13 protein-coding genes are annotated in these 12,887 nt (G+C 63.5%); 9 read left to right on the top strand and 4 right to left on the bottom strand.

Features of this window, described 5'->3' with window-relative positions; all coding sequences use genetic code 11:
• Nucleotides 1-476 precede the first annotated feature (476 nt).
• Both AC1DBQ_RS16685 and AC1DBQ_RS16680 read left to right on the top strand, forming a co-directional pair.
• Nucleotides 477-1,352, top strand: a complete 876-nt coding sequence (locus tag AC1DBQ_RS16685) for a ParA family protein (RefSeq protein WP_476929569.1) — start codon at nt 477-479, stop codon at nt 1,350-1,352.
• On the top strand, nt 1,349-2,059 hold the full coding sequence (locus tag AC1DBQ_RS16680; RefSeq protein WP_476929568.1) for a hypothetical protein: 711 nt from the start codon (nt 1,349-1,351) through the stop codon (nt 2,057-2,059). The genes AC1DBQ_RS16685 and AC1DBQ_RS16680 overlap by 4 nt, the downstream gene beginning before the upstream one ends.
• Before the next feature lie 21 nt (nt 2,060-2,080).
• Here AC1DBQ_RS16680 and AC1DBQ_RS16675 read toward each other — a convergent pair whose 3' ends face one another.
• From AC1DBQ_RS16675 to AC1DBQ_RS16665, 3 genes are all read right to left on the bottom strand, one after another.
• A complete protein-coding gene (locus AC1DBQ_RS16675; RefSeq protein ID WP_476929567.1) occupies nt 2,081-2,485 on the bottom strand; it encodes a hypothetical protein in 405 nt (134 codons plus the stop codon).
• A gap of 315 nt (nt 2,486-2,800) precedes the next feature.
• The gene (locus AC1DBQ_RS16670; RefSeq protein WP_476929566.1) at nt 2,801-4,627 is read right to left on the bottom strand and encodes a MarR family transcriptional regulator; all 1,827 of its coding nucleotides are present in this window, start codon (nt 4,625-4,627) and stop codon (nt 2,801-2,803) included.
• A 220-nt stretch (nt 4,628-4,847) separates the two neighbouring features.
• Nucleotides 4,848-5,081, bottom strand: coding sequence for a hypothetical protein (locus tag AC1DBQ_RS16665; protein ID WP_011689691.1), 234 nt, complete (start codon nt 5,079-5,081; stop codon nt 4,848-4,850).
• A 491-nt stretch (nt 5,082-5,572) separates the two neighbouring features.
• Here AC1DBQ_RS16665 and AC1DBQ_RS16660 point away from each other — a divergent pair, with 491 nt between their 5' ends.
• The 3 genes from AC1DBQ_RS16660 to AC1DBQ_RS16650 all read left to right on the top strand — a co-directional run bounded on the left by AC1DBQ_RS16660 (nt 5,573) and on the right by AC1DBQ_RS16650 (nt 8,716).
• Nucleotides 5,573-6,103 (top strand): hypothetical protein, encoded by a 531-nt coding sequence (locus AC1DBQ_RS16660; protein WP_476929565.1) that lies wholly within the window; start codon nt 5,573-5,575, stop codon nt 6,101-6,103.
• Nucleotides 6,100-7,089: a hypothetical protein gene (locus AC1DBQ_RS16655; RefSeq protein WP_476929564.1), complete on the top strand. Its 990-nt coding sequence runs from the start codon at nt 6,100-6,102 to the stop codon at nt 7,087-7,089. The genes AC1DBQ_RS16660 and AC1DBQ_RS16655 overlap by 4 nt, the downstream gene beginning before the upstream one ends.
• Nucleotides 7,090-8,332: 1,243 nt before the next feature.
• Entirely contained in the window at nt 8,333-8,716 is a 384-nt protein-coding gene (locus AC1DBQ_RS16650) for a hypothetical protein (protein WP_476929563.1), read from the top strand.
• A gap of 110 nt (nt 8,717-8,826) precedes the next feature.
• On the opposite strand, the gene AC1DBQ_RS16645 is transcribed toward AC1DBQ_RS16650, so the two are convergent.
• Nucleotides 8,827-9,147, bottom strand: a complete 321-nt coding sequence (locus AC1DBQ_RS16645) for an ArsR/SmtB family transcription factor (protein WP_476929562.1) — start codon at nt 9,145-9,147, stop codon at nt 8,827-8,829.
• Nucleotides 9,148-9,380: 233 nt separating this feature from the next.
• Here AC1DBQ_RS16645 and AC1DBQ_RS16640 point away from each other — a divergent pair, with 233 nt between their 5' ends.
• From AC1DBQ_RS16640 to AC1DBQ_RS16625, 4 genes are all read left to right on the top strand, one after another.
• Nucleotides 9,381-10,316, top strand: a complete 936-nt coding sequence (locus tag AC1DBQ_RS16640; protein WP_476929561.1) for a CHAP domain-containing protein — start codon at nt 9,381-9,383, stop codon at nt 10,314-10,316.
• 227 nt (nt 10,317-10,543) lie between these two features.
• The gene (locus tag AC1DBQ_RS16635) at nt 10,544-10,828 is read left to right on the top strand and encodes a hypothetical protein (RefSeq protein WP_476929560.1); all 285 of its coding nucleotides are present in this window, start codon (nt 10,544-10,546) and stop codon (nt 10,826-10,828) included.
• A 34-nt stretch (nt 10,829-10,862) separates the two neighbouring features.
• Nucleotides 10,863-12,323: a MinD/ParA family ATP-binding protein gene (locus AC1DBQ_RS16630; protein ID WP_476929559.1), complete on the top strand. Its 1,461-nt coding sequence runs from the start codon at nt 10,863-10,865 to the stop codon at nt 12,321-12,323.
• Between the two features lie 37 nt (nt 12,324-12,360).
• Nucleotides 12,361-12,887: DUF6668 family protein (locus tag AC1DBQ_RS16625; RefSeq protein WP_476929558.1), on the top strand; the 527-nt coding region annotated here is incomplete at its 3' end.

Here is a 12,887-nt window from a genome sequence, read left to right as displayed (position 1 = left end):
ATCTCCCGTTGCCCTCAACGCTGAACGTACAGTTGCATGGCGAGCGTGGTTATCCATGGTTTTTTAGGCAGTTGTCCTCACTAGAGCCACAACGGAGGCACCTGCCCTTCGATCAACTGGAACCCCAACAGACAGCTCCACAGGGGTCGATATACGGGTGCATGCCCATTACCCGGCAGGAAGTCCAATACTGACGTCCATGCGAAGACATGCACGACGACCACCCGGACGTCCAGCAGGGGAGTGTGCATGTTGTCCAGCTGAGCGAACCGCTCAGCGCCCCACGGACTGTTCAACCGGACGAGTTGTGATCCGTCCTATGCGTGTCACTGCCATCAATCCGGGGGGAATGCACATAGCGTTAAGGGCAGAGCACAATGCCACCCACCACGTAGGAGAGTTACCGGCCGATGGCAMGATCACTGCAAGCCCCCGTACCCCCGAAAACCCACCAAACACGGGCAATTGACCGGGTCGTGTCCCTGGCTAACGGCAAAGGCGGAGTGGGCAAGACGACCACCGCGGCCAACGTCGGCGGGTACGTGGCCCTGGCCGGCTCCCGGGTTCTCATGGTGGATCTTGACCCGCAGGGTGACCTGGCCCGGGACCTCGGCTACGAGCGGCAGAGCGGTCGCGAGCTCTTCCAAGCCCTCATTGCCGGGACCGAACCTATGATCCTCCGGAACGTCCGGGAAAACCTGGACGTCATCCCTGGCGGCCAAGACCTCGAAGACATCCAGGGACTCATGGTGTCCCGGTCCAGCCGCTCCGATGCCGGCGACTTCGGCGACATGCTCTACAGCGTTCTGGCACCGCTGGCAGACGATTACGACCTGATCCTGATCGACACTCCACCAGGGGAGCGGATCCTCGTCGAAGGCGCGTTCGCGATCTCAAGCGCCGTCGTCATCCCCACCCGTTCCGACGACGCGAGCATCGACGGCGTGGAGCGCATCGCCCGCCGCTTCATGGCCGTACGGGACCGGAACCCGTCCCTGCAGCTGGCCGGCATTGTCCTGTTCGGTGTCGGACCGCGTTCGCTGCGTCTGGAACGCAGTGTCCGCKACACCCTGGAGGAGATGCTAGGCACCGTTGCCCCGGTCTTCGAGACCCGGATCCGGAACCTGGAGAGTGCCAGCGCCGACGCCCGCCGAAAGGGCCTGCTCTTCCACGAGCTCGAGGGCGCCGTCACCGACGCTCAGAAGAAGCGCCTGAAGGCTCTCCGGGCGGGGGAGAAACCCGCCGAGGGGTTCTTCTCCCGCAACGCCGGGGGACTAGCTGAAGAGTACGAGCAGCTGACCGGCGAGATCCTTGCCCGGCTGAACGACATCGAAAGCGGTAACCGCGCATGAGCGGCCGCCAGAGCCTGGCAGGAGCCTTCGCACCCGTGGCGCCGGCCCGCGGAGTAGGACTGCAGGGATTGTTGCCGCCGAAGCGGGGGAGGGGTACCCCGGGACCGGAGGTGACCGCGCCGAAGGAACCTACCGAGGCTCCTGCACGGCAACCCATTCAGGCACTGCCTGCGGCCGCACCCGAGTCCCTAGAGGAGCAGGCCCCAAAGGTTGAGCAGGCGCCTCCTGAGGCGKCGGAGCCGGAGGCGCAACAGCCCGAGCCTGCCACCGCGCCGAAGACCGCACCACGGCAGCCGGAGGCCAAGAAGGMTGCACCGGCACAGAAGGCAGCCTCCGAGGCGGTGCCCGGGGCGCTACGCAACGTCGGGGTGTACTTGCCGCCGCAACTGCTCGCTGATGTCAAAGACACGGTCTACCGGGAACGGACCACGTACGCCGACCTCCTCATCGACGCTTTCGAGACCCTGACCGATGAGCAGATTGCGGGGGAATTTGCGGCAGAGACCCTGCTGACCATCTCCGGCATGCCCCGCCGTGCGCCCCGGCGCAGGGGAGAGGCCGGCATACAGATCCAGCTGCGCCTAGACGGCGTGCAGATTGCCTGGCTGGATGAGAAGGTCACCGAGTTCGACGCCCCATCACGKAGCGCCCTTGTCTCGGCAGTTTTCAAGCTCCACAACCAAGTGGTCCAGGCCGCGGGGGAGTGAAGCTACACCTCGCGCAGGCCGTCAGGCATGACTTCCCATAGTGCTTATGGCATGCGTTATGGCATAAGCACGGGGGCCGCGGCGTCCGGCGGGAGGAATGGGKGAGTGGCTCGTTGGCAGTCCTCTGCCGCTGGGTGCCGAACACAGGTTCTTGAAGTCGTGCTTGGCCATGGCTGCCTTCACTTCGCTGGGATAAATGCGGCCGTAGGCGAACGGTACGCGCAGGGCCCTGTCGTGGCGGAGCCGATTCCAGGTGTTCGCCACTTCCTGGACGACCTCAATGCCGCTCCAGCCGTCTTCTGCGCCTCGATTGGGGGCACCCCGCATCCAGCTTCCGAGTTCCTCCTCCAGCACGCCTTCGACGGTCTGGATGAATTCGAAACGGGCGGGGGTCTTCACTATGTAGGCGTCGCGGTGAGAGTTCATCCGAGCGATCTTCAGGGACCGCGTGTCCGCCGACATGCTGACCACTTCGGCCTCGCAGCGGCGGAACAGCTCCTCGTGCGTCCAAATTTTGCACCCACAGGTACCCGGCTGCCATGTGGTGCAACCGGCATGGCATGATCCAAACCCTTCGCTGTCCTGAGAAGGGTCTGCCGCAACCACCAGGTGAATCTTCGTCCTCATGAGACTCATGTGTACGGCGGCCGCACCGGCGCTGCCCGTCAACGAAAAATTCCGTGCCAGAACAGGGGAGTGGCCCGTTTCGGACACGTATAGTCACCGACCCGTCAAACAAACTCACCCGGCCCGGCTGAACGCGATGTCCGCCAACGCCCAATCATCAGGCGGGCCTTCGAATGTCTCCCAGGGATAGTCCTCACCGGGGGAGAGGAGCTCGGCGACGGTGTTGACGTTCTTGGCCAGCCATTCGCGMCAGATGATCCGCTCATTCCGATACCTTTGCATCTGCGCAGCGACAGCTTCCAGCACCCCGAGGTGTTCGGCGAGCTGCTTCAACGACGTCGATGACACCACCGACCAGGACTTGCCGGCGTTCCGGGCCACCAGGTTCCAGGCAGCAAGTATCTCCAGGGCTTCGTTCACTGCCGACCGTGAAAGGCCCGTGGCCCGGACGAGTTCGGCGATCGGCAGTGCGGGGGAGTGCTCCAGCGCTTCGTAAACGAATGCCGCCGGCAGACCCAGCTCCCGGAATGCAGGGCGCAGGGCGTGGATTTTTCCTCTCTGCCAGGACGCCTCCTCGGCCGCCGTCTTTAGCTCTTCGGGGACGGTCAGCATATACAGATCGCCTTTGGTCCCACGAGCTTCCTCGACCAAGGTGACGAGGGGGTCTTTCTCACACCGCAGGGCCTTGAGGTGCAAGGCGACCGTGGTGTGGTCCAGTCCGGTCGCGACGGCAATGGACCKGACGCCGAATTCAATGAACCGGGACGCCGTCAGGTGGGCTGCCTCCCCCAGTGCCCTGAGCACCATCCTCCGCGCCATGCCTGTACGTGATTCCTTGTAGTTGACCTCTCTGATTTGCAGCGCAGTCCTCCACGTCCGGATGAACCGATGCTCCGCATCGGGATTCGACGAAATTGGATTCAAGCCCTTTAGTACAGGGGGCTGTGTACTTGGCTGGCTTGTGGGGGATCTACGGACATTGTTATTCCCGCGCCTGGTTKACTGATTTTTGCTCAGGTAGGCGACCGCGTTGATCCAGTCCCTGCGCAGTGCCGGGACCCGGTGGCGGGAGGCATACCGGGCATAGAAGGAAGCCAGCCCGGGCCAGGTCCCTTGCATCATGCGGCGTTCGACTTCCACAAGCTGAAGGCCGGCAGCTGCGGCCCCGGTGACGATGGCCTGGCGGGCATCCGAATMGGTGGCGTACCGGTTCGAGTCGTAAAGCCCGGTCTGGGCCATCAGCTGCATGACTMGGGACATCCGGCCGGCTGGGTGCTTGACGCCTGGGGCTTCCTCGGTGACGGGCGTGAAAGTCTGCTCGAGCCGAAGCGCACGGACGGCGTTGATCTCCCCCGCCAGGTCAGCGGTCATCGCGGTCCAGATATCGGCGGAGTTGGGCCGACGAGCAATGTCGTACGCCATGGACAGGCTCATCGCGAGTTCCTGGTGGCCGCCGCGTTTGTGTGGGGAACCAGGTGTGCGCATGCAACCGTGCAGGAGGTTCTGGTGGGGGGTCTTGTCCAGGCTCCGGTAGCGGGTACCCAGCGCCTCGACAAGATCACGCGCTTCAGAAAACGTGACCCGCGGCTCGAGCGGGATGTACACGTGCCGGCCGCCGTTAGGCGAGTAATCCTCAATCCACCGCGCACCGACCGAGTGCAGCCAGGTCTGAACGGCCCGGACATCTGCCAGAACCCAGTCGACACCTGCGACCGAGGAGTCAAAGTCAAGGAAGATCKCGGCGCAGGTGCCGTCTTTGCCGAAAATGCGGACCGCCGCCGGGAATGTGGGCAGCGCCTCAGTGAGGGCCCGTTCGTGCTTCTGCGGGTACGTCTTACCTGCGTCCCGTGAGAGCCTAACGMGGGGMTGACCTGCGAGGATAGGGGCCAAGGCAGCCCATGCCTGAGCGGGGCTGTGTGTGGAGGATGGCCCGCGCGACACGCCAGCGCCGTATATGGCTGGCAGCACGCGGACGTGCTGTTGTACGATGATTCTGTTCCTGTCGAGGGAATGACTAAAGGCCGATCTTGCAGGATCGGTTTTGCAACACAAATGAAGTCCTGTGAAGGTCTTCCATCCGATCTACGATCTGTTCGCCGGCAAGCTTCCCGGATCGTGGATCTTCAGCTTCGAAGGCCCGCCTAGTGCGGGCCTTCTTCTGTTATGAGGCTATGCGGATCGGCAGTTCCTCCTGATGGGCGAAATGATCYAGCAATGCCAGGTCTTCGCGCAGGGACCGGTCGACGGCGGAGGAAACGTAGTCAGTGACAGTCATGCCTTTGGCGGCAGCGATCATCTGAACGTCCTCCGCGGTCTTAGCCTGCGTGCGGAAGCCAATGTATTTGCGTAGGCCCTTGCTGGGTCGTCCGCCTCCACGATTGATTACTGCGCTCATGGTCATGTCCTTTGAATCTCGCACAACCTGCGGTTGTGACTGCTTCATCGCTGGTGCTACTTGAAGTYGACCACTTTGAGGTTTCTGTTTACAGCTATCGACTGAGTCGAAATTAGCACTGCTTTCGGCGGCATCCGGGGATTTGTTTACAGAAAACGACTMCGCGTGTCGCATCGCACTTTTCTTGGGCTTCGCAGACCTGYGCTGAAACYCTATCTTCCTGGTGGGACGACAGCCCKACCTGCCGACGTGAGTCGATCTTCCAGCGGTCCTGCAGAACTGGAAGATGGGCGGCGGAGGGGCTGAACTCGGGCACATCGTGGGTGACTGCGGTGTCGGGGCGGTGGTCATGCGCATCCTTCCTTCCCCTAGTAATGACGATKACTTCTAAGATCCGCTTGATATCGTTGGGGCCGTTCTGCCCGGGATAAGCTGGATCCTGAACCAAACTAAGACATGTTTGAAACATGTTTCAACCTAGCCTATCCCCGATGAAGCTATTGAAGGGTCATGTTGTTGTGACGCAAGCTCTGCGTTCTCTGTCTGTATCTACGTCTGAGCAGGCTTTCCGCGATGCATCCTGTGCATTCGCAGCCCTGGAACTGCCCGGAGGTCTGACTTTGAGTCTGCTTCTGAGTGTCATCGAAGACATCCGCGGCAAGCGAATCCGAATTCGTGCCACAGAGAAGCTGGTCGGTACCTCCATCTGTGGGCTCTGGCTGCCGGGGGCGAAGGTGGAATKGGTGTTTCATCCCCCAACGCCCTGGGAACTGCAGCGTCAGCAGTTCATTCTTCATGAGCTTGCTCACATGGTCTTGGGCCACGACACTACTCCGGGAGCGGGCACCGTCCTGAGGAGCGGCTTTCGTGGCTTGTCTCCGGAGATTGTGCGCAGGGCCCTCATGCGGACCGAATTCCAGACATTGGAAGAAGCAACGGCCGAGTACCTTGCCGATCTTATGGCAGAGGCTCTGAGGGCCGGCCCCGGTGAACCAGGCGCCTTTGAGGAGGTCTTCGGATGATGGAGATCATCGCAGCGGGGCTGATGGTCACCCTGACGATTATCATCACCGCCTCACGCGGCCATGGTAAGKACACCAGCATTCTATGGGCCTCCGTGCTGATTTCTGTGTCCATGGTGCTCAACATAAACCCTGTTTACCTGTTCGMAGACGGATGGGTGGGCGGGAGGAACCATGCAGACCTTGGAGCGAATCTTCTGCTGCTGACCGGCGTCTATTTTMTTGCCCGGGCCATTCATCGTGCTGTGCAGCCGAGCTCCAACGGCACGAAATCCTCGTACGAGGTATGGGCCAAAGCAGGACTTATGGGCGCTGCGATATTGGCGACCATCATGTTCATTCTGATCGATGCTCCCGTTACGTCKACAGCGTTCATGCGGGACTACGGAGGGCAGTGGGCGGCTGGCCTGTATTCGGCTGGCCAGTACCTCTACATCGGCGGAGTCATGGCTKCCGCAGGCTGGACCTGTGTACGCTTTCGGAAGGCTTGGACGACAGGGATCTACACCGCAGCGTTCGCGCTCGTTGGATTGGGATGCCTGTCCGCCGTCTTGTTCGTTGTTGATGTGCTCGCACTCKATGCACTTCACGTACTCGGTTTGGTTGAGGCATTCCCCGCCCTGTCCGGGCTCTATGCCGTATTGAATTCGGCTACATTTCTGTTTCTTTGCACCGGTATGGCCCTGCCTCCTGCCACCCGCAAAGTCGCTGCGGTCTACGAAACCGCCCGAACCAGTTMGGTGCTGGCGGATCTGGAACCTGTCTGGGGACAGGCCGTAGCCGGGAATGCGGGGCTGACCCTGGACCTTGGTGTGGTTCCGAAACGACCGGACCGCCGGMGCAGCGAGCTGCACCGCATGATCGTGGAGATCCAGGACGCCCTGGCCCGGAATCCCGAGGCAAGAGACAAAATTGGAGACGAAGGCCTCGGAAAACTGGCCAGCGCCTCGGACCACCTCGAACGGCTGTCGTGGCGTCCCCGCTGAAGGCTGTCGCGTGGTCCGGCTTACTCGCTGCGGCAGGCGCCCTTGCCGGTGCGGCATGGGCCGCCCGTCAGACGACTTCAGCCACTTACCGGCGCCGCTATGACATCATCCCCCTGGCAATTTCCGATGATGAGATCGTGCTCCCAGCCACGAAGCACACGTTGGCACCGGGGCAGTTCGGCCTTCAGCTCTCCGCAGGCGGCCCTCCGGCCGTCGTCGGTCCGATCCTTTACACGCGTGACGGCTTAGTTACACGATGCCTACTTCATCGACCGGCTGGGCTATCCCTGAAATCCAGGGGCAGGTGGAGTGGCATTGTCTCGGTCGATCCCTCCTCCGCTGCAGCTGCTGTGGTCGAGACTTTTGTCGAGACAACTCTCGGCCCAGCCCCAGCCTGGATGATCGACCGCGGAACTGACCGCTGGGCCATTCATGTCCATGGCCAAGGGAGTGCGCGGATACAGACGCTGCGTGGGGTTGAGAGCGCATCGCGTTTGGGACTCAGCTCATTGGTCATCTCATATAGGAATGACGGTGAGGGTCCTCGCTCCAGAGACGCTCGGTCGCATTTGKGCGAATCGGAGTGGCGAGATCTAGAAGCAGCTCTTCGGTTGGTTGCGGAGCGTGGCGGAACTGAATGTGTGGTGTTCGGCTGGTCCCTTGGGGCAACGATGGCCCTAAACACCGTGCAGCGGTCATCCTTGGCAAGAATGATCAAGGGCCTCGTCTTGGTCGCGCCTGTCTTGGTCTGGGAGGAGGTATTGCGTGCCAACGCCCTCCACCAACGGTGTCCCCAATTTCTTGGCTCACTCATAGCCCGCTTCCTAGCTCTCAACGGATTCAGCAGACTGGCCGGGCTCGAAGGTCCGTTGGAGGTGCGCGGCCCTGACCGCACGAGATTCCACGGCTCCCTGAATATCCCGGTCCTGATCCTCCACAATAGGAATGACTGGTCCGTTCCTTTTGAAACGTCCGCTCGCTTCGCGCGAGCACATAAAGACCGGGTTGAGCTCGTGGAGTTCGATTGTTCCGGACATACGCAAGAATGGAATTCCGACCCGGTAGGGTGGGATCTGGCTGTTCGCCGCTGGTATGAAAATTGGTTCCCGCCGGGTCCGGCCAGGGAACAAGCTGCGGCAKACTGCGACAGAAATTGAATGGGGTTGAGTTTATGGTTGGMGGCGGCAGTCCCCGCGATCGGCTAGAGCGGGCGKAGGCCCTTGCTCGCAAAGTGAATCTCCTCTTGGACGTCGTGGTGGCCGAAGGCGGAGAACCCTATGAGTTCGCTGACATCCAAGCAGGCGTGCGCGAAAACGGTTACGAGCTTTCTCGAACACGCTGGTGGCGAATTCGCTCCGGTGAGTCACCCGAAGCGGTCCCCAAAGAAGCTTTGGTCGCGATGGCTAAATTCTTTGAAGTGGATCCGGCCTACCTGACCGATGAATCCGGCGAACTCCCGGAACGGATTGAACGGGAGTTGCAGCTTCTGAAGAAGATGCGCCGGAACAAGCTGAAGAACATCGCGGCCCGAACTCTCGGCGACATCGACATTAAGACCCTCGAGGCGATCAACGCACTCCTGGACGATGTGGACTCCTACGAAAGCGACAACCCAGAACGCGACTGAAACATGTTTGAAGCATGTTTCAGCCCTGCTATCGTGGAGATGTGTTCACAGCAATAAGTCGTATCCGCCTCTTCCGCGCACCGGCGTACCGCCGGCGCGTCCCGGGGCAGTCACGGTCGCATTCCTTCGACATAACTGGTGTACGCCTGGGTCAGCTCTCGGACCCGCGCGGAGCGAACGGTATAGACGACAGCCTTGCCGTGGCGCATACCTGCCGGAGGGTCGGTCTGAACCAAACCCGCCTTGGCGAGAGAATCGAGGTGTCGATTCAGGCTGKGMCGGCTGATATCCACCGCAGTCTGCAGTCGCCCAATGGTCGACGGGCCGAGGATCGACAGGTGGCGCAGGATATCCGCCCGAGCGCGGTTGCCCATAAAACTGATTGCCACCTCAACTTCGGGCGGCAGTTTTGGTCGAATGAGGCTTGGCATAGGTCCATCTTGCCTGAAGTAATGKAGAATGAATGGCCTTTTTGGGTGCTCACTCTATTACTAATCAATAGAGTTTGGTCCGGTCTGACTCTGTGGGCCGCATGAAGCCGAAGGGACTGCARATCGGTGTGGCGCTCCTGGTGCCTGCKATGTTCGTGGGTCTGGTCTTGTCGGTCGTTCTTCTTCTCGGGGACTCAAAACCGGCTTCGGCCGATTGCGGCCCCGGAGGTTCCGTGTMGATCAGTGCCGAGACCACGGTCGACGGGTACTCGACTGAGCAGCTGAGCAACGCGGCAGCGATCATGAATGCAGGCAGGTCCCTGAATCTGTCGGCCAAGGGCCAGATRGTCAGTGTGATGGTGGCTCTGGGGGAGTCGGGTCTGCGGGTGTTGGATGTCGGCGACGGCGCGGGGCCGGATTCCCGGGGTCTGTTTCAGCAGCGGGATAACGGCGCCTGGGGTTCCTACGCGGACCGGATGCGCCCGTCCGTCAGTGCGGCCGATTTCGTCAAGGCTCTGCAGAAGGTCGATGGCTGGGAGCTTTTGGAACCGACGATCGCGGCGAACCGGGTCCAGCGCAACGCGGATCCGTATCACTACCAGCGGTACTGGRGCCCGGCAGTGAAGATCGTCCGGGCGCTCTCGGGCGCGAAGCTTTCCCTCACCGGGACGGGCTGTGCGGTTCCCGGCTCTTCCGGTGCGGGCGATGACCTGCCATGGGCCAGATCCGCCCTCTACCAGCCGAGCGCGCTGGGGATGTTCAACAGGGAGTGTGTGGACTTCGCCCTGTGGCGGGTCAACCAGCAGCTCGGCAGCACCACGGCCCCATACAAGATCCTCAACAGCACCTTCCGCCCCGACGGGATCAATCTCGGCTCGGCCTTGTCGTGGCGGGACGGCTGGAACGCTCGCGGTTGGCCCACCGGCTCCACACCCAGGGTCGGCGCGGTCGTCTGGTACGCCCCGGCCGCCGGGGGAGCGGATGCCACCTACGGCCACGTCGCCGTGGTGAAGGCCGTCAACACCGACGGAACCTACCTGGAGGAGGGCTACAACGGCAACCCGGCCCCCCAGGACCACAGGTACTACACCCGGACCGTGAACAACGAGGTGCCCAGYGCGTTCCTGTACGTGCCGGGCTCGGWGGAGAAGCAGTKAAACGCACCCTGACAGCCCTGGCCGCCGTGCTCTTGTGCACGGCGTGCGCACCTGCGGCGTCCACCGGCGGCGATCCGGAACGCCAGCAGGTCCCCACGTCCCCCGCCGTGACRTCCGCGGCTCCCTCGCTAAGTGCCGGTGGCAGGTCTCAGGCACCGGGCGGCACCGTTCCGCMCACATCCGGTATCKCCTGGGATGAGGAGAGCAGAGAAGAGGCGGCCACGGTTGCGGTCCGGGCCATGGCCGACTACGCCCGCCCCACGGAAGAGGCCACGCAGTGGGCGGACGACTTCGCCCGCTGGCTCACCCCGCAGGCCACGGCCGATTACTCCACGGTGGACCCGGCCAACATCCCCGTCACCCGGGTGACCGGGCCGGCGACGCTGGCCGTGGATGAATCCAACGGCTACGGCGTCACCGTCACGGTCCCGACCGATATCGGGCCCTACGCGCTCCAGCTGCTGCGCACGTCCAAGGACGCCACCTGGAAGGTCAACCGGCTCACGCCGCCGGCTGACCGCTAAACCAATCACCCCGCTCCAGAAGAGGAAGAAGCTCATGGGACTCACCACGACAGAGGTACTGGCTTTCCCCAGGATCCAGGCCATCGTCCGTGACAACGGCACCGCTGAAGTCACGGTGGCCGGGAACTCCCGCACCGTGGCGCCGGCAGGGTCCCTGCAGCAGCTCCGAGAGAACGCCCTGGCCCTCGTGGTCGGGGCAGCACGGACGCTGAACCGGGCCGTCCGGGTGGCCATCGATGACCCCGAAGGCCACGGMGAACTCATCGTCAGCCCCGACGGCAGCACCGAATCCGTCAGCTACACACCCAAGCCCACCCGCCGCCGCACCGGGGCCCCCACGGCCACCGMCGCGCCCGCGGCGACGATCCTCATCGGGACGGTCCCGGTCGAACCCGCCCGGCCAGAGCCGGCCCCGGCAGACATCACGCCCAGTGGCAAAGGCACGGCGCCCGCGGGAACCACGGCAACGACAGGAACGACCAGGACTCTCGCCCCCGCAGTAGCTTCCGCARCGKCACCGGCCGTGGAGGAGGCCCCGACGCGTCGGAGCCTGAAAGACACGTCCTTCCTGGTCAGCGCCCCGGTGCTGGAACCGGCCACCCAGGGCTGGCGGGGAACGCTCACGCGCCTGGGACTGCGGATGGACCCCTCGGAGGAAGAACTCACCGAACGGGAAGACAGCCGCACGGTCAGCCAACACTGGCCCKGCCCCCGGACCATCGCCGTCGTCAACCGCAAGGGCGGGGCCAACAAGACCCCCACCGTGGTKATGCTCTCGGCCATCCTCGCCCGCTACAGCGGCGCCGCCACCGTGGCCTGGGACAACAACGAGTCCCAGGGCACCCTCGGCTGGCGGACCGAAAAGGGCTCCCACGACCGGACCGTCCTGGACCTGATCGACGCCTCCACCGAACTGCTCTCCCCGTCCACGAACGCGGCCGAAATCGCCAAATTCGTCCACCACCAGACCGCCGACAAGTTCGATGTCCTGCGCTCGGACGAAAACGAAGAAGGCGACCACGAAGTCACCGCCGAGGACGTCGACATCGCMCACCAGGTCCTCACCCGCTACTACCGCCTCGTCGTCATGGATTCCGGCAACACCGCCCGGGCCGCGAACTGGCGGAGGATGATCKACCACACCAACCAGCTCGTCGTCCCGGTCACCGCCGTCGAGGACCGTGCCGAAGCCGCCCGGCTGACCCTGCAGACCCTGGAATCACGGGGCGGCCACGACGCGGAACTGGCCCGCAACGCCGTCGTCATCGTCTCCGAATCCACCGACGCCAAACGCAGCATGAGCGGGGACGCGCTCAAGCGGGCCAAGGACGAGGCCCGGCGGATCGCTGACGGCTTCGCCCCCTTCGTCCGCGCCGTCGTGCGGATCCCCTACGATCCGGCCCTGGTCAACGGACCCATCCGCTACGAGGCACTGCAGCCCGCCACCCAGCGGGCATGGCTCGCGGCCGCGGCCGCCGTCGCCAGGGGCTTCTAACCCGTCCCGGCCCACCACCGTCCGAAAGGAGGAAACCTTGAACCAGTCACTKAACCMCTGGATCACCACCCAGGCTACCGAATCCCTCGACGCCGGCGTGGAGGTCCGGCTGCCGCCGGCCGCGACGATCAGCACCCCGGTGCTGGGAATGGTCGAACCCGACGCGGCAGACCGGCTGCCCCGCCGCACCGTGACCGGCACCGCCACGCTCTGGGTCACCGGGGCTCATGGGGGAGCGGGTGAGAGCCGCCTGGCCGGCGTCCTGGCCGGTGCACGCGCCACCGACCATGTCTGGCCCGTCCCCGCCGACGGCCCCGGCAAACCATCGGTGCTGCTGGTCTGCCGGTCGGATATGCKGGGCCTGAAAGCCGCCCAAAGCGTCCTCATTCAGTGGGTATCAGGCGCGGCACCGGAGCTTGATTTGCTCGGCCTCGCCGTCCTGGCGGACGCCCCTGGGAAGACTCCCAAACCCTTGCGTGACTTCGCCGCCATCGTCGGCGGGGGAGCGCCCCGGTTCTGGATGCTGCCCTGGGTCGAGGCCTGGCGGCACGGGGACGCCACAAC

It is taken from the genome of Arthrobacter sp. 10T413_2, from assembly GCF_056394205.1.
The sequence above is the reverse complement of the archived record's forward strand: the minus strand, read 5'-3'. Positions and strand labels throughout refer to the sequence as shown.

Coding starts and splice junctions, on each gene's coding strand:
- AC1DBQ_RS16635 (WP_476929560.1), top strand. CDS start 10,544: ATGGCCGACTACGCCCGCCCCACGGAAGAGGCCACGCAGTGGGCGGAC.